20 protein-coding genes are annotated in these 20777 nt (G+C 45.4%); 10 read left to right on the top strand and 10 right to left on the bottom strand.

From position 1 onward, the window contains the following. Nucleotides 1–58 precede the first annotated feature (58 nt). The 4 genes from hisB (at nucleotide 59) to ADIS_RS03950 (ending at nucleotide 4500) form a co-directional block, all read left to right on the top strand. Entirely contained in the window at nucleotides 59–1156 is a 1098-nt protein-coding gene (hisB, locus tag ADIS_RS03935) for a bifunctional histidinol-phosphatase/imidazoleglycerol-phosphate dehydratase HisB (protein ID WP_010853037.1), read from the top strand. 337 nt (nucleotides 1157–1493) lie between these two features. Beyond that, nucleotides 1494–2333 carry an alpha/beta fold hydrolase gene (locus ADIS_RS03940; protein WP_010853038.1) on the top strand — a complete coding sequence of 280 codons (840 nt, stop codon included), beginning with the start codon at nucleotides 1494–1496 and terminating at the stop codon, nucleotides 2331–2333. Beyond that, nucleotides 2330–3484, top strand: a complete 1155-nt coding sequence (locus ADIS_RS03945) for a sensor histidine kinase (RefSeq protein ID WP_010853039.1) — start codon at nucleotides 2330–2332, stop codon at nucleotides 3482–3484. Before ADIS_RS03940 ends, ADIS_RS03945 begins: the two co-directional genes overlap by 4 nt. A 245-nt stretch (nucleotides 3485–3729) precedes the next feature. Further along, on the top strand, nucleotides 3730–4500 hold the full coding sequence (locus ADIS_RS03950; protein WP_010853041.1) for a YdcF family protein: 771 nt from the start codon (nucleotides 3730–3732) through the stop codon (nucleotides 4498–4500). Nucleotides 4501–4559: 59 nt separating this feature from the next. Here ADIS_RS03950 and ADIS_RS03955 read toward each other — a convergent pair whose 3' ends face one another. The 3 genes from ADIS_RS03955 to ADIS_RS03965 form a co-directional block, all read right to left on the bottom strand. After that, nucleotides 4560–5021, bottom strand: coding sequence for a CBS domain-containing protein (locus ADIS_RS03955; RefSeq protein ID WP_010853042.1), 462 nt, complete (start codon nucleotides 5019–5021; stop codon nucleotides 4560–4562). Nucleotides 5022–5117: 96 nt separating this feature from the next. Beyond that, nucleotides 5118–5873 carry a copper homeostasis protein CutC gene (locus ADIS_RS03960; protein WP_010853043.1) on the bottom strand — a complete coding sequence of 252 codons (756 nt, stop codon included), beginning with the start codon at nucleotides 5871–5873 and terminating at the stop codon, nucleotides 5118–5120. A gap of 3 nt (nucleotides 5874–5876) precedes the next feature. Next, nucleotides 5877–6863, bottom strand: coding sequence for a N(4)-(beta-N-acetylglucosaminyl)-L-asparaginase (locus tag ADIS_RS03965; RefSeq protein ID WP_035804623.1), 987 nt, complete (start codon nucleotides 6861–6863; stop codon nucleotides 5877–5879). Between the two features lie 273 nt (nucleotides 6864–7136). On the opposite strand from ADIS_RS03965, the gene ADIS_RS03970 reads away from it, so the two are divergent. From ADIS_RS03970 to ADIS_RS03985, 4 genes are all read left to right on the top strand, one after another. Further along, nucleotides 7137–8381, top strand: a complete 1245-nt coding sequence (locus ADIS_RS03970) for an ROK family transcriptional regulator (protein ID WP_010853045.1) — start codon at nucleotides 7137–7139, stop codon at nucleotides 8379–8381. Nucleotides 8382–8416: 35 nt separating this feature from the next. Next, the gene (locus ADIS_RS03975; RefSeq protein ID WP_010853046.1) at nucleotides 8417–10744 is read left to right on the top strand and encodes a PIG-L family deacetylase; all 2328 of its coding nucleotides are present in this window, start codon (nucleotides 8417–8419) and stop codon (nucleotides 10742–10744) included. Nucleotides 10745–10906: 162 nt separating this feature from the next. Next, nucleotides 10907–11803 carry an ROK family protein gene (locus ADIS_RS03980; RefSeq protein WP_010853047.1) on the top strand — a complete coding sequence of 299 codons (897 nt, stop codon included), beginning with the start codon at nucleotides 10907–10909 and terminating at the stop codon, nucleotides 11801–11803. A 78-nt stretch (nucleotides 11804–11881) separates the two neighbouring features. Further along, nucleotides 11882–13255 carry a vanadium-dependent haloperoxidase gene (locus ADIS_RS03985; protein WP_010853048.1) on the top strand — a complete coding sequence of 458 codons (1374 nt, stop codon included), beginning with the start codon at nucleotides 11882–11884 and terminating at the stop codon, nucleotides 13253–13255. A gap of 2 nt (nucleotides 13256–13257) precedes the next feature. On the opposite strand, the gene ADIS_RS03990 is transcribed toward ADIS_RS03985, so the two are convergent. The 3 genes from ADIS_RS03990 to ADIS_RS04000 all read right to left on the bottom strand — a co-directional run bounded on the left by ADIS_RS03990 (nucleotide 13258) and on the right by ADIS_RS04000 (nucleotide 16089). Next, a complete protein-coding gene (locus ADIS_RS03990) occupies nucleotides 13258–13770 on the bottom strand; it encodes a cupin domain-containing protein (RefSeq protein WP_010853049.1) in 513 nt (170 codons plus the stop codon). Nucleotides 13771–13837: 67 nt separating this feature from the next. After that, a complete protein-coding gene (locus tag ADIS_RS03995) occupies nucleotides 13838–14707 on the bottom strand; it encodes an ROK family protein (protein WP_010853050.1) in 870 nt (289 codons plus the stop codon). A 20-nt stretch (nucleotides 14708–14727) separates the two neighbouring features. Beyond that, nucleotides 14728–16089, bottom strand: a complete 1362-nt coding sequence (locus tag ADIS_RS04000) for a hypothetical protein (RefSeq protein WP_155907107.1) — start codon at nucleotides 16087–16089, stop codon at nucleotides 14728–14730. Nucleotides 16090–16326: 237 nt separating this feature from the next. Here ADIS_RS04000 and ADIS_RS04005 point away from each other — a divergent pair, with 237 nt between their 5' ends. Continuing rightward, nucleotides 16327–16545: a PspC domain-containing protein gene (locus ADIS_RS04005; RefSeq protein WP_010853052.1), complete on the top strand. Its 219-nt coding sequence runs from the start codon at nucleotides 16327–16329 to the stop codon at nucleotides 16543–16545. Here ADIS_RS04005 and ADIS_RS04010 read toward each other — a convergent pair. Together ADIS_RS04010 and ADIS_RS04015 are read right to left on the bottom strand one after the other, a co-directional pair. Continuing rightward, on the bottom strand, nucleotides 16542–17549 hold the full coding sequence (locus ADIS_RS04010; protein ID WP_035804625.1) for a glycosyltransferase family 2 protein: 1008 nt from the start codon (nucleotides 17547–17549) through the stop codon (nucleotides 16542–16544). The genes ADIS_RS04005 and ADIS_RS04010 overlap by 4 nt on opposite strands. Continuing rightward, on the bottom strand, nucleotides 17549–17881 hold the full coding sequence (locus ADIS_RS04015) for a YbaB/EbfC family nucleoid-associated protein (protein ID WP_010853054.1): 333 nt from the start codon (nucleotides 17879–17881) through the stop codon (nucleotides 17549–17551). The genes ADIS_RS04010 and ADIS_RS04015 overlap by 1 nt, the downstream gene beginning before the upstream one ends. Nucleotides 17882–18090: 209 nt before the next feature. Between ADIS_RS04015 and ADIS_RS04020 the strand changes: the two genes are divergently transcribed. After that, the gene (locus ADIS_RS04020) at nucleotides 18091–18384 is read left to right on the top strand and encodes a hypothetical protein (protein ID WP_010853055.1); all 294 of its coding nucleotides are present in this window, start codon (nucleotides 18091–18093) and stop codon (nucleotides 18382–18384) included. 12 nt (nucleotides 18385–18396) lie between these two features. Here ADIS_RS04020 and hisS read toward each other — a convergent pair whose 3' ends face one another. Continuing rightward, entirely contained in the window at nucleotides 18397–19791 is a 1395-nt protein-coding gene (gene hisS, locus ADIS_RS04025) for a histidine--tRNA ligase (protein WP_010853056.1), read from the bottom strand. Between the two features lie 351 nt (nucleotides 19792–20142). Next, the gene (locus tag ADIS_RS04030) at nucleotides 20143–20658 is read right to left on the bottom strand and encodes a metallophosphoesterase family protein (protein WP_035804648.1); all 516 of its coding nucleotides are present in this window, start codon (nucleotides 20656–20658) and stop codon (nucleotides 20143–20145) included. Between the last annotated feature and the right edge of the window lie 119 nt (nucleotides 20659–20777).

The raw sequence follows: 20777 nt of genomic DNA on the forward strand, positions 1-20777 counted from the left end.
TTTTTTGAGGCTCATACCCCGCGAGACCTTAGTTATTGACTGAAAAAATATTCAACTAATGAAAAAGCTTTTATTTATAGATCGTGACGGCACGATCATCAAAGAACCGCCGACCGATTTTCAGGTAGACAGCCTCGAAAAACTCGAGTTCATACCCAAAGCTATTTCAAACCTGCGCAAGATTGCGGAAGAAACCGATTACGAGCTCGTGATGGTCACCAATCAAGACGGTTTGGGAACGGACTCTTTTCCGGAAGCTGACTTCTGGCCAGCACAATACAAGATGTTGAAGACGCTGGAGCAGGAAAATGTGTTCTTCAAAGCCATTCATATAGACAAGTCCTTCGAGCATGAAAACGCCCCTACCCGTAAGCCAAGAACAGGTCTTCTAACCGAGTACTTGACTGGTGATTATAACCTTGCCGAGTCTTATGTGATCGGAGATCGAAAAACAGACGTGGAACTGGCGAAAAACCTGGGCTCCAAAGCCATATTCATAGGAAAAGAGCCGGTGGATGGAGCAGATCTGGTAACCATGGATTGGGACGAGATTTACCGGTTCCTCCGAATGCCTCCCCGCAAAGCCACCGTTGAGCGAAACACCTCTGAAACACAAATCAGAATAGAGCTCAATCTGGACGGTTCGGGCAAAAGCGATATATCGACAGGCTTGGCCTTTTTTGACCATATGTTGGATCAGCTGGCGCGCCACGGATCCACGGATTTGAAAATATCGGTACAGGGAGACCTCCATATCGATGAGCACCACACCATAGAAGATACCGCACTGGCATTGGGAGAAGCCTACCTCAAGGCATTGGGCGATAAAAAGGGCATCACGCGCTATGGATTTCTGCTACCAATGGACGATAGCCTGGCGCAGGTTGCCATCGACTTTGGCGGACGTCCGTGGATTGTCTGGGAGGCAACGTTCAAAAGGGAAAAAATAGGCGATCTGCCTACCGAGATGTTTTTCCACTTCTTCAAATCCTTCAGCGACACAGCCAAATGTAACCTCAACATCAAAGTGGAAGGAGACAACGAACACCACAAAATCGAGGCGATATTCAAAGGACTGGCCAAATCCATCCAAATGGCCGTGGCCAGGGATATCAACCGGCTTAACCAATTGCCAAGTACCAAAGGGGTACTTTGATTTTATCATCCCTACATCGTACATGATGTGGGGATGTTTTTTTCCCATCCACGTTAGCCTGTTTGCAGGCCTATTTTTGAACTTTATCGATCCACTCATTTTCCTATGGCCTCGCGAAAGGGGTGATTTTATGCTCTCTTACAAAACCCCATTTGGCCAGAAAACCCGTTGGATTGAAAAACTAATTTACTATATTTAAAGCGACACCCATGCAACGAGCCAACAAGCTGTTGAAGTCAAACAGTAAACACAACCAAATCCTGGGACGTCCTACAGCCCCGCAAAAGGCCATGTAATCGGTTTTCACGCTGGGCTGATCTTGGATGAAACAAACGAAATGAAGGGATATTCTACGTTGAGTAACCACAACCACATCATGAACATCGCAGCAAGAAACAACATAAAAATTTCAAGCAATGAAAAACAGCCCATGGTATTTGCCCACGGGTATGGATGCGACCAAAACATGTGGCGATTTGTGGCGCCTGCTTTTGAAGATGAGTACCGAGTGGTCCTGTTTGACCATGTGGGGTCCGGTAAATCTGACCAAAGTGCCTATAATTTTGAAAAATACAGTTCTCTTCAAGGGTATGCAGATGACCTTATTGAAATCTGCGAATACTTAAATCTTAGAAAGGTGGTTTTTGTAGGACATTCGGTTAGCAGTATAATAGGTGTACTGGCCGAAAAGTCAAGGCCAGACCTTTTTGATAGGTTGGTTTTGGTAGGTCCCTCACCATGTTATATTAATGAGCTGGATTACATAGGAGGATTCAGCCGGAAGGATATAGATGAACTGGTGGATACCCTGGAAAGTAACTACTTGGGCTGGTCGAGTTTCATTACGCCCGTAATCATAGGCAACCCGGATAAACCGGAGTATTCAGAGGAACTCAAAAACAGCTTTTGCAGTATGAACCCCGAAATAGCCAAGCATTTTGCCAAGGTTACCTTTTTGGGAGATAATCGGAAGGATCTCGCTCATGTTTCCTCTCCGACATTGATCATTCAGTGCCATCCGGATATCATTGCGCCTATTCAGGTAGGGGAGTACGTACATCAACAAATACCTAACAGTAGTTTGGTGGTATTGAAGTCGCCCGGGCACTGTCCTCACCTTACCGACCCGGATCAAGTTATTGAGAGTCTGAAAATTTTCTTACGTTCTTCCTATTGAAAACGAACCAAACATTCACGGAAGACGCAGAGGACTTATACCAAAACGCACCTTTTGGCTACCTATCCATGCGATCCGATGGGGTCGTCGTGAACATAAACAGCACTTTGTTGAAATGGCTGGATTATGAAAGAACTGAGATCGTAGAAAAAAAGCTAGTGGAGGATCTTCTAAGCATCGGAGGCAAGATCTATATGCAAACACACTTGTTCCCATTACTTCAGATGCATGGCGATATTTCCGAAATCAACCTGGATTTTGTGGACAAGCATGGCAACAAGATCCCCACGTTGATCAATGGTAAACGCGTGGGGATTGCCTTAGAATCCCAGTCTATCTATAGGCTTTCCGTTTTGAATATTTCCCAGCGAAAACTATATGAGCTGGAATTGATGAAAGCAAGAAAAGAAGCAGAATTGATGGTAAAGCGTCTTAAAGAGGTAAATCAGGAGTTGGAACAATTTGCCTACACGACCTCCCATGACCTCCAAGCGCCCCTTACCACGATCACAGGCATGATCTCGCAAATTGAAAAAAAGGGGCAGATTCAAGGGGGCAGTGACCTCGATCGGTATTTTTCGATAATCAAAAGTAATTCATCCCGAATGAAGTTGATGATCCGGGACCTGCTGGAGCACGCCAAAATTGACGGGAAAGAAACTGAGTTCACCCAAGTCTCACTAAATGAGGTCTGTGAAATAGCACTGGAACTTATCAAAGATCAGGTAGAGGAAACCGATGCGGTAATCACTATCCCCACCTCACCGATGATTTTTGGCAACAAAGTGCAACTGGTACGGTTGTTTCAGAACCTTTTGGGCAATGCCATCAAATATCGCTCTGAGGCCAAGCCCCAGATACAGGTTGAATTTGAAGAAAGCGAATCGGAAATCAAAGTGGCTGTCCGTGACAATGGCATTGGTTTCGATCAGGAATTTGCAGAGCAGGTGTTTGGGTTTATGAAAAGACTGCACACGCATGACAAAATCCCCGGGACCGGCATAGGTTTGGCGTCCTGCAAACGCATCATCGAGATCCACAAGGGAACCATCGGCGTCACCTCTGAACCTGGAAAAGGCAGTACGTTCTTCTTCACATTGCCGAAACCAACTGACCAATCACTACAAAAACCTCATGAAGGCATGAATTAAAAAAAGGATTTAAAGTGCCCTGCAGATACGTTATCAAACGGTAGCGTAGCATAAAAGCCATCCGAGTTTTCCTGTCTGAGTGGCACCATCTGGTTGCGCCTGTATCCTAAGCGAATCAAAACCATTTCAAACGGCTTTCGTTCCTTCGAACTAACGGAAAATTTTTGATTTTCGCCAATTCACCTATTTTTGCCTAGGTTCCATCCGTTCGGCTGTTACGCAACTTACTACAACTTCAATTAATCATGTTTTTCGCTATTTCCCAGCTCTTCTCCTTTTTGGTCATGCCATTGACAATTTGCTTTTTATTGCTCCTGGCAGGCCAGTTTTTCCCAAACAGGGTATGGAAACGACGGCTACAAATCCTAGGGTTGCTTTTACTTTATGTTTTCAGCAATGGCTTTGTTGCCAATCTTCTGATCAATTGGTGGGAACCTCCTTACAAATCCATCGCGAACCTACCCACCTATGAAGTGGGCATTGTACTTACCGGAGTCACCAATCTGAGCAAAACCGCTGCCGATAGAACTTTTTTTGATAGGGGAGCGGATAGGGCGACACACGCAGTACAACTTTATAAAGAAGGTAAGATCAAAAAAATCCTAGTATCCGGAGGACAGGGATTCGCTCCCGTAAACGATCAACGCGAGGCCAGAAAGCTGGCTGAGTTCATGGTAATCGGCGGGGTAGCTGAAGATGATATATTGATTGAGGATCAAGCAAAAAATACGCGCGAAAATGCCCAGCTGACCAAGGATCTACTGCTATCACAAAACTACTCCATTAACGAAACCTACTTATTGATCACCTCGGCCTTCCACATATACAGGGCGGAACGATGTTTCCTAAAAGTAGGCATAAACGTGCACACCTTTCCAGTCGATTACTATGGAAACGATCACGTAATTGACTGGAAAGGACTGATTCAGCCTAGTCCGGGTTCCTTGCTGATTTGGCACAAACTGGTCAAGGAATGGCTCGGCATTACCATTTACCGAATAGCCGGCTATCTATAAGCTTCCGGAAAACACAGTATAAAGTTATAGCAGGATCAAACATGTCAAACCAACCAACTTTACCAAGTGGCAGACTTCAGCTTTGGCATGGCACGGACGATATCACTCACACTTAATTGCCCGACCAACTTGCCGTTGCGCACAACCGGAAACCTTCGTATCCTCATTTCCAAAAACTCCTGGGCGGCATCGAAAATAGACATGTCCGGGTGCATGGTAATGACCTCCTTTGTCATCAGTTCAGACACCGGTGACGGAAATCGGGGGGTATTGGTATACTGCCCTTTAGAAATCGCTCTGAGGCAATCACCCTCTGAAATCATACCTACCAATCCTCCGGTGCTGTCCACCACTGGCCCTCCAGATATCTTCTTCTTGGTCAGAACCTCGATCACATGATCTATGCTGTCATCCGGATGGAAGGTAATTACATTGACCGTCATGAAATCCTTGACGGATATTTTCTGATCTTTTCCATTTTTGACGGGAACTTCCCGTACTCCTTGAAAACTCTTTACCATGGCTTTTTGGGTTTAATGTATTCTGTGAATGTAAAAAATTAAACCGAAAAAACCAAATTTCAACCAATCATCATTGATGAATCCTGTTAAATAAACCTACAAGTCGGTAAAATAAAGGGACTCGATCTCCCGCCTGTAGGCCTGAAGCTTTTCGGGTGACACCGTGAGTATCCTACGAAAGCTCTCCGGATCCGCAGATAGCTCCACATCCGACGACTCAAACCGGCTGAGAGTAGGCCTATAGGTTTTCCCACTGCTGTGGACTTCCCGAAGGTATCCGGTAGTTGCCAACTGCCTTAGGTGGTCGGGGTGCGCCCCTCCTCCAGGCATCACGATGAGCCGATCGCCTGCGGTGCACATCATTGTCTTCAGGTTATCCAGCCCCTCACCTACCGAATTTCGTGCGCCGGAGCTTAACACACGTTGAAAACCACACCTAATGACTGCCTCCAAAGCTTCCATGGGGTCTTTGGAAACATCAATAGCACGGTGAAAGGTACAGGGCTTTCCTCCTGCTGCCCGCAATAACCTTCCATTAGCCGCTTCGTCAACGGAGCCATCTGCTGTCAAAACACCGAAGACAAAACCATCCGCACCAAACTGATCCAAGAGGCGGATATCTTTCTCCATTACCTGTACCTCTTCCTCAGAATAACAAAAATCCCCCCCCCTGGGACGAATCATCACCATGATGGGGATGGTGACCCTTTCCTTTAAAAAACACAGAAGCCCAACACTGGGGGTTGTTCCGCCCTCCCCTATATCGGCACAAAGCTCCAACCTATCGGCGCCGTGTTGCGCAGCCAACATTGCCGCCTCCACGGTGTAAACAGGCACCTCTAATTTAATCATCGCCTATTTCTTCTTAAAGTAGCTGGAAGAATCAATCATACCCTTCGCCTCCGGTATGTGCCGCGCAAAATTAAACCCGGGATGAACCGCATATGCACCATATTCCCCATCCTTGTTCAATGCTAGAAAGCCAGCCTGGATATCCTCTATCCCTTTGCTTTTTGCTATCAATCTGCGGACTGCTTCTTCGCAGGCCTCTTGCGGTGTTCTCCCCTGCCTCATCAACTCCACAATCAAGAAACTGCCGCTGATTCGGATAATTGACTCGCCAAGTCCAGTGGCAGTAGCTGCCCCAACCTGGTCGTCGACATAAAGCCCGGCACCTATAATAGGGCTGTCACCCACCCGGCCATGCATTTTAAAGGCAAGTCCGCTGGTTGTACAGGATCCAGCCATATTACCGTTGGCATCCATGCAAATCATTCCTATGGTATCGTGATTCTCAATATTTATGATCGGTTTGTACTCAGATGTTTTTTTCCATTCATGGTAGGCTTTTCCTGCCCTCTCACTCAAAACCTCCTCCTCGATCGGAAATCCTTCGGAAATAGCAAACTGCCTAGCTCCCTCTCCTACCAACATGACATGGGGTGTCTTCTCCATCACCAACCTTGCCAGGGAAATGGGATGCTTTACCTGCCTGACAAAGGCGACTGCCCCACAGGCCCCATCTCCTTTCATAATAGAGGCGTCCAACGTGGTGATCCCTTCCCGATCAGGTAGCCCCTGGAGTCCTACGGAAAGATTACTCATATCACGCTCCGTAACCATTACTCCCTCTTCAACTGCGTCCACTATAGATTTACCTTGATGCAAAACTTCCCACGCACGTTCATTGGCCGCCATACCGTGATCCCAGGTGGAAAGCACCAAGGGCTTGGAACCAACCGGGCCGGTTGTTAGTCCAAAGGAGTCCGTTCCAAACGAAACAGGCAGGCCTATTCCAGCGCCAATAATCGTTTTTTTCAAAAATTTTCTTCTTCCTTGCATGGCAATCAATCAAATTTTAATCGTTATGGTTAGAAAAGGCTGTGAAAAAACAACTTTTTTTAGAAAATCGCTTTTGTTTCACTAATTTTAAGTACAACTTACGAAACATTTCAAGCAAGGAAGATTCGCTTATCCTATGCCTTAATCTGACTCATGAAACTCGCGAGCCCTGCTTGTAGGCCAAATGTAGTGATAAATGTTGAAAAATATTTTAAACTAAGTATGTATTAATTAATAAAATTTTTTATTAACTTGCATTAATTTTGAACAGGTATGAACCTAATAGACCCGAAAGTAGTATTAGACAAAAAAGAAGGTGTGGTTGAAATCAAAAACTACATCAACAAAATCAAGATTATTAAGGAATTGTATACTGGCGGGAGCAACACAGCCAGCTATATCTGTCAGATGGTGGGCATCAGTCTTCCAACTGCCAATCTGCTGCTTTCCGACCTGTTGGAGGAAAAGATTGTTGTAAAGGAAGGTAGAGGACAGTCCCAGGGAGGCAGAAAGCCAGACCTATACGGTCTTGCTGAGGACTCCTTTTACGTAGTAGCCATCGACCTGAACCGGTTTTCCGGCAGGGCAGCCATATTTAATACAAAAAACCGACGTGTAACGGAGGTGTATACCAAGAACATACCCCTGAACAGTGAATCGGCCACCATAGACCTGATATACGAATTCGGTCAGGAGGTAATCAATGGATCGGGAATCCCCGGCGAAAAGATAATTGCAGTTGGGATTACCATGCCGGGCTTAGTGGATGGAGTAGAGGGCTTCAATCATACCTACCTAAAATCCGCCAAAAAGAGTCTTAAAGAGATTTGGGGCAAAAAAATTGGCCGGACAGTATTTATCGAAAACGATGCTCGTGCGAAGACCTTGGCGGAGTTTAAGTTTGCTCAGACTGGGGAGTTAAAAAATGTGCTGGGCATGTTTGTGGACTGGGGAATAGGCTTGGGAATTATCATAGATGGGAAACTGTACCGCGGTTTCTCGGGGTTTTCCGGGGAATTCAGCCATTCGCCTCTGTTCGATAACAAAGACATATCCTGTTCCTGTGGAAAACGAGGCTGTCTGGAATCGGTAGCCTCTGGGACAGCCGTGATTCGTCTGGCGAAGGAGGCGATTGCTCTGGACAGTGAGTCTATATTGGCAAAGATGGCGCAGGGTAAAGGGGCTGATCTGGATCCTTCGACCATCGTAGAGGCAGCGATTGCCGGCGATCAACGTGCGATAGGCATCCTTTCAGACGTGGGGCTTGATTTGGGAAGAGGTATTGCCATCCTTATTCAACTACTTAACCCAGAGCTGATTATTCTGGGAGGTGCAATCGCAGAGGCAAATCAATACATTACTACCCCAATTCAACAGGCATTGAACATTTACAGCATGGCAAAACTGCGTGAGAAAACAGAGATCCAACTTTCGAAACTGGGAAGTGAAGTCGGATTGATGGGAGCGGTTGCCATCGTAAACGAGCATATTTTTGAAGATAGCATTAACTACAATTGAACCACACAGAGAAGTAAGTAAAAATAAACGCCATTATGTTAACGAACTATCCTTTATCACCTGCTGAAGAAGCCTTTTTAAGAGATTCGGGTATTACAAAAATCACCAGCAAGATACCCTATCTCATTGTTGATAATTTTCCAAAATTGGGATTGATGACCGCTTGCAGGTTTTTGGAATGGGCAGCTGATAACCCAAATGGTGTGATCAGTCTTCCTACCGGAAAAACCCCCGAGTATTTCATCAAATGGACGCAGTTTTTGCTCGAAAATTGGGAAAAAAAGAAGGGAATGGAAATCAGGGAGAAATACAACCTTTCCCAGGTTAAAAAACCCGTCCTAAAGGACTTGCAGTTTGTGCAGATCGATGAATTCTATCCGATTTCATCCTCCCAAAAAAACAGCTTTTACCATTACGTCAATAAATTTTATATCGAAGGATTTGGATTGGATCCGAAGAAGGCCTTACTGATAAATTCAGATGGAATCCCCCTGGCACAGGGGAAATCTTACCGGGAAATCTTTCCTGACTTCAAGGTAGATCTGTCGCTTCGCTTTAGGGAGGCGCAATCAGAAGCGGAAAAGTTGAAGCAGGAATCCATCTATCTGATTGATAAATGGTGTGCAGAATACGAAGCCAAAATCCGTGAAAAAGGCGGCATTGGATTCTTCCTAGGTGGCATTGGACCTGATGGACACATTGCCTTCAACACGAGAGGTTCTGATCTGTTTTCAACCACTCGACTTACTGAAACCAATTTTGAAACCCAGGCCGTAGCAGCCGGAGACCTCGGTGGAATTGAGATTTCCGCAAACCGACTGGTAATCACGATCGGTTTGGAGACTATCGTTCATAATCCGGACGCGGTGGCGATCATCATTGCTGCCGGTGAAGCCAAGGCTCCCATCGTAAAAGCCTCACTGGAATCGGAAATGACGAACCTCTACCCCGCCACCGTGCTTCAAAAACTGAAAGCTGGCAGGTTTTACCTTACCAAAGGGGCTGGGGTAAAGTTGGAAGACAGTGTAGAACGATTTTACACCGAAGGTGAATGGACAGAACTTAAATCAGAGAGAGCGGTTTTGGACCTATGCAAAAAACTGAAAAAGTACGGCCATCGCGTTACCTTAGAGGATCTGAAAAATGATCGGTATACGGCGCTGATCCCGAATTTAAACGAAAAAACGGTAAACGACGTCATCAAAAGCATTAGCGAGAAAATAGAGCGGGGCCTTGCAGAAGAGAAAAACGAAGTCCTGCTGCATACCGGACCCCATCACGATGATATCTCCCTAGGTATATTGCCCCATATTACCAAACAGCTTCACGAAAACTCTAATACCGCTCATTTTGCCGTTTTGACTTCTGGATTCACGGCCGTCACGAACACCTTTGTAATAGACACACTGAAAAACACCAAGCGGTTTCTGGATGAAGGACGTATACAGATGGTTCGTTACGATGACTTTTTTGATACCGGCTATAAGCTGAAAATGGACAAGGACGTATACCATTACCTGACCAACGTAGCCTCCGGAAACGCAGAAGAGCGGCTAAGGGGACTTTGCCATCGGGTGGTACGTGCCGTTGTTTTCATCTACGGGGTCAAATCAACAATGGAACTTAGGGATCAAATCAATGAGATCATCACAGTGCTTAAAAACTCCTATGACGGGGAGAAAAACCCGAAGAACATCCAAACGCTGAAAGGCATGATAAGGGAGTTTGAGGAAGAATTGGTTTGGGCGCACTTTGGTGTTCAGGTGAAAAACGTACACCACCTTCGCCTTGGCTTCTACACGGGTGATATCTTTACCGAGCAGCCGGATAAGAAACGAGACGTAGAGCCTATCCTCAACATGCTCCGGGATATCCGACCCACCAAGCTCAGCCTAACCTTGGATCCGGAGGGCAGTGGCCCTGACACCCACTATAAAGTACTTCAGGCAACGGCAGAGGCAGTGCGCCAATGGGGAGAAGAAGAAGATCTTAGCAACTTCAAGATAATCGGATACCGAAACGTTTGGTTTAAGTTTGATGCAGCGGAGGCCAATGTGATAGTTCCCGTTTCCTTGGGTGATATTTCGGTGATGGAGGATTCCTTTACCAACTGCTACCTCAGCCAAGTAAATGCTTCCTTCCCGAGCTATGCCCATAATGGCAAATTCAGCACCCTCGCCAAAAATACTTGGGTCAATCAGCTCTCAGACGTTCAGCTGTTACTGGGCAAAAACTACTTCTACCAGCATGAAACAGCAAAAGTACGATCCAGCCATGGATTGATATTTTTCAGGGAAATGGATGTGGAAGAGTTCCTGCGGGAAGCGCGGGAATTGGAAAAGTCCACCGAGGGAATGCTCTAACCCATCTTGGAAACAAGAGGAATTTGCGTTATGCCTGATAAATCTCAGGCATAACGTGCTTCTCTGCCAACTAGCGTAAATCTATAAAACCAAGACCCATCGGCCAGAAATTGAGTTCATAACAAGTGGGTTGCAGTAATTATTTCGGTAAAGAATTTCAGCATGGTAGCTAAAAACCAAATAGTAGGGTTAGACATTGGCGGAACCAAGATCAGCTCTGGTCTCAATGACGAAGGTGTGATCTTCGAACGATTGGAAAACAAAACACCTTTTTCCGAATCGCAGGAGTATATTCTGGAAGCCATTTCGGATCAGATCGCCCATTATCTGCCCTATAACTTCCAGGCCATAGGCATTGGCATACCCGGATTAGTGGACCCCGACCGTGGTATCGTATATAACCTTGCCAACATCCCTTCCTTCCAAAAAGTAAAGCTCAAAGATTTCCTGGAACAGCGATTTAATGTTCCTGTAGTTGTCAATAACGACGCCAATTGTTTCACATTGGGGGAATACCACTTTGGGCCGGCGAGGGTTCATCGCCACGTGGTTGGAATGACGCTCGGCACGGGAATTGGTACAGGAGTAATCGCGAATAACCATTTGTACACCGGATTTATCTGTGGCGCGGGAGAATGGGGGGGAGTTAGCTACTTAGACAAGACGTTTGAGGATTATTGTTCCAGTAAATTTTTCAAAGAGCGATACCAAGACACAGCAAAAAGATTGGCCAAAAAAGCATCGGAAAACAATAAATCTGCCATCCATGCTTTCGAAACCTACGGCACCCATTTGGGAACACTAATAACCCGTATTTTGTACACGTATGCCCCTGAAGCCATCGTGATTGGTGGATCCATCCGAAAGGCGTTTCCACTGTTTGAAAAAACCATGATGGAAGCTATTGGCACCTTTCCTTACAAAGCCATTTCGGACAATCTTCAAATTTATGTATCCGAGCGCGACGATTCAGCTATATTGGGTGCTATTTCCCTAGTTGATGAACAGGAATTTCAACGTAGTAGCGGCACACCCGTACCCAACTCAGAAATATCCTAATAGAACCGGTAACCACTGAAATACTGGCCATTTTCGGATTTTTCCGATATCTTTGATTTAATCAGAGAATAAAAAATTATGCGTTGGAACGTTCTCAGTTGGCTGGTTGCTTTTTTGGTTTACCTAAACAGTGCCCAAGCGACTAACTTCACTCCGTTAACCCATTCGTCTCCAAAAGAGGCGGGTGTTTTTATAGATCATCTGTTTTCTGTAACAGAGGTCATGGTGACTGATGTGGCCACTCCCCCTGGAGCTGCCCGTTTCTACGCATACGCTACGCTGGGTGCCTATGCCGTAGTGGCGGATCTTAATCCTGACGGAGGCAATGGGGCACTTTATCAAAGCTTTGTCCAGCCTTTCTCCATTTCTATTGATGGATCGTCCAAAAAGAACCTAAATATTGAGTTTTGTGCAACCTATTGTATGCTGGAAGTGGGTAAGTCCATTATGCCCTCAGGAAAAAATCTGATAAGTAGCCAGGAAAAATTAATCGACCAATACGTAAAAGATCGGAAAATTCGAAAGTCAGACATTTCGCGCCATATCGCCTATGCAAAACAGGTTGCCGGCCAAGTGGTCGCTTATGCGTCCAAGGATGGATACGGCAAATTAAGTACTCTGAGACGCTACAGCCCAAGTCCTAGGCCGGGACGGTGGTATCCGACGCCTCCGGCCTACATGGCGGCAATTGATCCTGAATGGCGTACACTGCGCACCTTTTTCCTGACCGACCTGGACGGCTATTACCCTGCTCCACCGGTACCTTTTTCCGACAAGCCAGAAAGTCCATTCGTTGAACTCCTAAACGAAGTGTATAGCGTTACAAGCCAGCTTACTGACGAGCAAAAGTTGATTGCGAACTTCTGGGACTGCAACCCCTTCTTTGTTTCCTATAGCGGACATATGGCAATAGGCATAAAAAAAATATCCCCCGGCGGACACTGGATGGGCATCACGGGCATAGCAAGCCAACAGGCCGGCCTCAGCTTTGCCGAAACAGTCCAAATACACACCGTACTTGCTTTATCCCTTCACGACGCCTTCGTAAGCTGTTGGGCGGAGAAATACCAGAGCGATCGAATACGTCCTATTACGGCGATCAACAAATACATCGATGAGTCCTGGCAGCCACTTCTGCAAACCCCTCCCTTTCCAGAATACACCAGCGGACATAGCGTGATCTCCCGTGTGAGCGCCCGTCTATTGACCGATTATTTTGGGGATAACTTCGAGTTTACCGATACCTCAGAGGTGTATTTTGGCCTTCCCGAACGAGACTTCACCTCCTTCCTACAGGCTGCGGATGAGGCAGCCATCTCCAGACTCTATGGCGGAATTCACTTCCGGGATGCAATCGAGGAGGGTGTAAGGCAAGGTGATAAAATCGCGGACTATGTGCTTTCGCTCACCGGAAAAAACACCTTCTCGGCAATCCCTCCTGTAAATAACTGATTTTATTTCCGTTGAAAATCGTCCTGTACCCTCACGATATCGTCTTCGTCCGAGGGATAGGTAGGATCGGTATGCATCCATATTTCAGCCACAACACCCCAAGATCCCAAGCCGATCAGGCGATGCCGCTCACCCTGTCTAAGGCGTACCACTTCTCCTAGTACCATTGAAGCAGGTTCATTTTCCTCATCGGTATCACTTCGAATGATTGCCCCCTCTCCAACAATCAACTTCCATATCTCGGCCCGTCGAAAATGGTATTGCCAAGAAAGCCTCCTTTCCGGAGCCACTAACAAAATCTTTGGGCTAAGCTTGTTGTTTAATTGAAAATCGGTCAATTCCACTTCCGGAAAAAAGAGAGATCGAAACAAACCAATCTGCCCTTCTTCGATAACAAAAAACCCACCCCACGGACGTTCTGAATCCTCCGCGCTGATTCCCAACCCTCTTGCCGCCAGAAAGTCGCGAACCTGCCCAAAAACTTCTTCCTTTGTCAACTCCTTCTCAATGTTCATAGATCTGCGGTTCAATTAAGATAAAACAACTACTTTTTTTAAAAACGACTTCCAAATATACCAAAAATCAGGAGATATTGCCCTTGGGATATTCGCAATTGCTAGCGGCTCCCAACAATACGGCGTTTTCACCCAGCTGGCTAAAATTTATTTCGACATTTACCTGCTTTTCCTTCAGTTGGTTAAGCAATGGCTCATGGAAATACTTACGGCCCTTAGTTATATTCCCTCCCAAAATTACACGCTCTATTCCATGCTCTCGGATAGGCTTGGCCAGAAATTCACCGAGATTTTTCCCATACTCAGTAAAAGCCCGATGTGCCAATTCCGGGGCTGTCAGGACCAGTTCCTTTGGCCCACTTATGCTTAATCCAGAGACATCCATTGCCCACTTCACAAACCAATTGGTCCCCAAATAATCCTCAGCTTGTTTAGCTTTGAACGGTGATGACCAAAGCTCGGCATCCACTGCCCGCTCTCCAAATCGATAGGCTGACCCCAGGCCCGTTCCCAAGGTGATGCCAATCACTCTTTCGTTCGGTGGAAAACGCTGAAACAAAGCCTCTCCTTGAAGGAAAGAAGCCGCGTCATTCGAAAAGAAGATCTGTCTTGAATGGATACCCAGGCCTTTCGCCAGATGCTCCCTCACATTGACTCCGTAGAGGCTCCTAAACTTCCCTTGCTCCTTTAGAAGGGAAATACCCCGTTCATAATCAAAGGGGGCAGGCATGGCGATTCCAATACAATCGGATGGGCTCAACTCAAAGCGAGAAAGCACCTGTATCCAACCATCAAGTACCTGATCCTTGCTGCCGAGAGAATCCACATCGCTTCGAACAACTGAAGAATCATCCAATCTCATTTCCTGTAGATCGACCCAGCCGGCTGTAATGTGGGAACCTCCCACGTCTACTCCTACTACTTTCTTGGTTTGCATACTCAACCCGGAGACGGCAATTAGCGGAAAATTTCCTTGAACCTATCCTCCTGCCGATAGAAAAGGAACTCCAGATCAACCATGGCACGCTGTTTCAGGTACTCATTTTTTTCGGTTGCCTTTTGAAGGTTCTCAAAAAAACGATCGTCTTCGCCGTTTCTGGCCGCTATCAATGCCAACCCGTAAAATGGATAACCGTTTTCAATATCCTTTACCGCGCAATCTTCAAAAGAAATAAGGGCATTATAATAATCCTGCATCATCAGATAGGCTAACCCACGGTTGAAAAGATTGACTTGGTCGCGCTCTGACTGATTTAGGTGCATAGCCGCCAGCCTATAATCGCCATTTAAAATAGATACTGCACCCAACTTCGCCTGATGGAGCATTCGGATACCCTCAGATTGGGTCAGGCTCATACTGATAAAAAACTCCTGATAGGAATCCAAATAATTTCCCAAGAGGGCTGTAATCAGCGCCTGGTTAAAAGAAGCAAAGGGATTCTGAAAAATGGCGTTTGAATTATCGAAAGCATCCCTGGCAGCATTTAGGTGTCCAAGCTTCTTTGATCGGTCTACTTCCCGATGGTATAAGTTTAGGTAAGTTACCCCCAGGTTATTCCAGGAAAACACGCTGGGATACCCCTTCACCATTGCAAAATACAACTTGTTCTTCTGCATTATCCGAGGCTCATTTTCCGCTGCATAGGCCAATTCCTGCTCGGTTAGAACCTGGGGGACCGCATTGTTATTTATGATGTGGTGGGCCAAGACAGAGATCTCCATAGGAGTCTTTTGAATGGCAGTCAGTCCCGAGGTGAGATTGGGAATGGCCAATATGATATCCCTTCGTAAAGCCGCATAATTTGGATTTTGCTGGAGCTGACGCTCCTTAAAGGTAAAGTCTCCCCGCCCTTGAATCAAATCTATGATCTCCGCCTTCTCGTCATAACCTAGCCCACTATACGACCTCAATGCACTGATTAAAGGCTCCCATCCTTCCAAAAACATACCGTAGGTCTCGATACCTTCCCTAGGAACGTAAAGACCGATTCTTGCAATATTTCCTGTTTCGTAAATTTGACCCAATTGGGTCAATGATGGAGAATTCTTTACCCCGCGGGCCAGGACATAACTTCTCGTTCTCTTTTTAAACCACCCCCTATTACTGTAAGCGAGTCCGTACATTTCGAGGGTACCAGACTCCATACCATCCTCAAATCGCATCGCAAAGGACTGCCTTTTTGAAGGCGTTACGGATGGCTCGATCTTTGCTCCTTCAAAAACCAGCCCTTCGGCCTCGAATACCTTTGTTTGGTTTCCAAAATAAAATTCTGGAACCAACCGATAGTTCGCATTCTTATGGAAAACTTGTCTAGGCAACTCAACTTTAATTTCAAACTTCACGGAATCGCCGTAACGTTCCAAGGGAACCGGACTTACCGAAATTTTTTGATTTTCAACTTTTTTTATAACTTGCTGAATGCTACAGGAAGAAAACAAAAGGAGTACGAAAAGAAAATTGTAAATTGGCTGTTTAAACATAACAAACGTAGGTTGTCGAGGTTATCTTCAGTAATGAATTTTTATTTATCCAGTTAAACATCTAATGATACCTGTATGGAAAAGATTAAACTATATTTCCAAGAAAGTGCCTTCGGAGTGTGTTCAAAATTAGGGGAAAAACTTAATTTCCCCATAGACAGTATCCGGTTGTTTTTCATTTATGCTTCATTTATCACGCTAGGGTCTCCCATTATTCTGTATGTAAGCTTGGCAATGATGATGAAACTGAAGAAATATTTCCGACGCATGGCCAATCCGGCACTTTTTGATTAATCAAAATCTCCAAACCGGGTTTTACGTTGCAAATAATACGCCAAAATTATGCTCTTGACGTGAGCTTGTTTGGATGATATGAATTTGGCGGGGTTCCGTGGAGACGTAGGAAGCTTCCGGTAATTTTTCAGGAAATGAACATATGCCTTATGTATGGCCCAGGCATGTTGAAGGCCGTTTGAAAAGGCAATATGGATCAATGCCCCAAAATCCAACACCATCCTCATCACGAAAACCCTGATAAACGCGATACAGGAAAGATTTTTGTAAAGCATGAACAGGCTGTTTCTAAAATTCAGGTAGGTTTTTCTGGGATTGCTTTTGCGTAGGGTACCGCCCCCCAAGTGGAATACGGCTACCTCTGGGTTCACGCCTATTTCCCATCCTGCGGATCTGAGCCTCCAACATAGATCTATTTCCTCCATATGGGCAAAAAACATAGGATCAAAGCCTCCAAACCCGTGAAAGCAGGATGCACGAACGCAAAAACAGGCACCGGAAGCCCAATCCAAGTTAATTGATTCCTGATATTGTCCCCTATCTTCTTCCAATGTATGCAGGATGCGTCCCCTGCAATACGGATAGCCAAAGGAATCCAAAAATCCACCGGCTCCTCCAGCATAATCGAAATATCCTTCCTGATTAATTGAGCGGATTTTTGGCTGCGCAACGGCCATCTTGGGATGCTCCACCAAAAAATCAACCATCTTCAGATCCCAAGCGGGAGTTACGCTCATATCGGAATTAAGCAATAGGTAAAATTCATAAGAGCCCTGAAGCTGGGCCAAACCTTCATTGTAGCCTCCGCTATAGCCCACATTGGAGGCAAGTTGTATTATCCGTACGGCTGGATAATGACTGCGAAGAAAAGTCAACGATCCATCGTCGCTGCCATTGTCCACTACGATAAGGTCATGGACGCTGTGCTCTACAACCGACGGTAGGAACCGGCGGAGCATCGATTCCCCGTTAAAATTAAGAATGACAATAGCGGCGCAGCGCATCAAAACATATTGCCAAAGTCCATGCCAGGGATTGATGGCATTATCCCCTCGGTGGCATTCTTCATTTTCTCCTTTATCTTCACTTCAATTGCTTGAAACGCAAAATTGCTGGCAGCGACGATCAAATCCTTTAGCATTTCTTTATCCTCCATGTTGACCAACGAATCGTCAATGATCATGTCTATGACCTTGCGTTCGCCATTGACGATCACTTTCACCAAGCCAGCTCCAGCCTCCCCCTCGGCTCTAAGGTAGATCAACTCTTGTTGGGCTGCCTTAATTTTGGCCTGCGCCTCCTTCACCTTGTTCATCATGGACATGATATCAAACATATGCACTTGTATTTTGATTTGACCGCAAATATATAATAATTCATTTCGACAGGCTTGGGAGTGAAAAATATTTAATTCCATGATACCCATAAAATCCCATTATTGTACCGATAAAATAAATTTCAGCAAGATTTGAAACTACAATTGCTAAATTACCGTAACAAAAATCTGAAAGCCATTCACAGTCCAAAACCCTAACTAACTACGACATGGAAAATTATGAAAAGGAAATCCTAAAGATAGACAAGGAAGCCGTACGAGAAATAACCTTCTCAAAGACGGATGTGCTTGTAGATGAGGAGGCAAAGAAACTCAGAAATCACGATTTACATCGGGCACAGATACTGGGCAACGGGTCCAAAGGGAAAGTTTCGATAACCTTTGAAGCGGAAAACAAAAAAGCCTATCAAATCGAAACCACCATTTGGTGCGTAGGGTCTCAGTTCATCACCCTGAAAGGAGGCTTGGCCATCCCTATCAGTTCAATTGCTAAAGTTGATTAAATTATTTGGCGGTCAATCGTTTGGTGACCGCTTTTTTTGTACCAAAACCTCACATACTTTGTTCAAATTGTCGGTATGTTGTTCACCGCTACGAAGATTTTTTAGCGTCACTTTTGCAGAATTCATTTCCTCGGATCCAATAACGATAACATAAGGTATGTTTTTTTTGTCGGCATAGGCAAACTGCTTTTTTATTTTTGATGTATCAGGATATATTTCTGCCGAAATCCCAAGGGCGCGTAACTCAGATAGAATCCCCAAGCCGTAATTCATTTCCTGCTGTCCAAAATGCGTGATCAACACATCCACCGGAGCAGCCGCAACGTCTCCAAACAGTCCCAGTTCAAGCAACACATCGTAAATTCGGTCTACTCCAAAGGAAAATCCAACACCAGAAACATCCGGTAATCCAAAAACGCCCGTCAGATTATCATACCTTCCCCCACCACTCACCGATCCAATGGAAACGTTGTTTATCTTCACTTCAAATATGGCTCCCGTATAGTATGATAAGCCTCTGGCTAACATGGGATCAAAGCTGACATGGGATTGATCCCCTCCCATCGCCTCCAATAAATCCAAAACCTGACTTAACTCATCTACACCCATGGAGCCAACGATGCTGCTTCCCAATATCTCTCGAAAAAACCCGAGTGTATCCGCATTGAGCCCCTCCTCCCTTCTGACGATAGGAGCGAGTTTATCGATGGCATCAGCGACAAATCCCCTATCCAATAACTCCCCTTTCACCTTTTCCCATCCGATTTTATCTAATTTATCTATGGAAACACAGAGTTCTTGTTCCTTTCCGGGCGCACCGATAAACTCAGCGAGACCCGTAAGTATCTTTCTATTATTGATTTTAATCGTATAATCCGTAAGGCCAAAAGCCCCAAATACCCGTTTTATCATCAACAATATCTCTGCTTCACATACCAAGCTGTCAGTGCCTACCACATCCGCATCACATTGGTAAAACTCACGGTACCGGCCCCGCTGTGGTCTATCGGCTCTCCAGACGGGCTGAATCTGAAAACGTTTAAAAGGAAATACCAACTCGTTTCGGTTCATCACAACAAACCGGGCAAAAGGAACCGTCAAATCATAGCGAAGACCCTTTTCCGCAATTTTTGGCAGAATGGCACTGCTTCCCTGTGCTACTTCTTCTATCGTCACTCCTTTGAGGTAGTCACCACTATTCAAAATTTTAAACAATAGCTGATCTCCCTCATCACCGTACTTCCCGGTCAGCGTAGATAAGTTCTCCATCGCCGGGGTTTCCAATTGCTCAAAACCAAAGAGACGAAAGGTATCTTTGATCGTTTCCAATATATAGTTTCTCCGGGCCATCTCTACCGGGCCAAAATCACGGGTACCTTTGGGGAGACTGGGTTTTGTGTTGCTCATCAATTGCTAAATTTTGCCCAAAGGTATCAAAAGCTGCTAAGAATAAACAGCATTTTGCACGAGCCTTGTGGGAGACAGCTATTTTTAAAGCAAATCCCGTGGGAAATTTAGAATAAAACCCTATCTTTGCCCCTCATTTGAAATCACTTGTAATCCTGAATAAAGATGGCCGTTACTACATTAAAAAGAAAGCTCCGAAGAAAACGACAGGGACAAAACACAAGAGTGCTTAAGATCAAGCAATTGAATGCCAAGCCTGTAATCAAAAACGTAGATGTTGAGGAAATCAAAAAAAGCTTTTCGAACTGAGTTAGTCCGAAAAAACCTTTCTCATTAAAATGCCCAGTTCCGTTAATTTGAGCTGGGCATTCTTTTTTTCCCTAATTCTATTACCCTCAAATCAGTTGGTTTTCCTTCAATAATCGAAAATTTCAGCATGGTGCGCACCTGATGAAATCCCTGCATACCGATCGCACCTGGATTCATGTATAGGCACTCGAGACCGCGGTCGTATTCCACCCGGCAAATGTGCGAGTGACCGCAGACAAACAGACCAGCCTTAACTTCCCTAATCCTTGCCTTAACACCTTTTGCATACCTTGCCGGGTTTCCCCCAATATGCAGCATCAGCACTCGAAGCCCGCCTACTTCGAACACTAATTCCTCCGGAAACCTTTCGCGGATGCTGTGATCATCAATATTACCGGTTATGATCCGATGTATTTTCCCCTCGGGAAACCAGCCAATCACATCGAACGAACCAATATCCCCTGCATGCCAAATCTCATCCACTTCCTCCAAGTGTCGTATAACGCCTTGATCAATATAGCCATGTGAATCGGAAATAATAGCAACGGAGATTTTCATGCGGCTGTCGTAATGATCCAATGCACTAAGAAAGATGTATATTCTGATATCTCCAAGCGAAACAGGGATTCGCCGAGGTTTGCCAAAAAGTTAATTACCCTCGTGAACTTGGTATTTGG

Source organism: Lunatimonas lonarensis (assembly GCF_000390185.1).
GTDB lineage: Bacteria > Bacteroidota > Bacteroidia > Cytophagales > Cyclobacteriaceae > Lunatimonas > Lunatimonas lonarensis.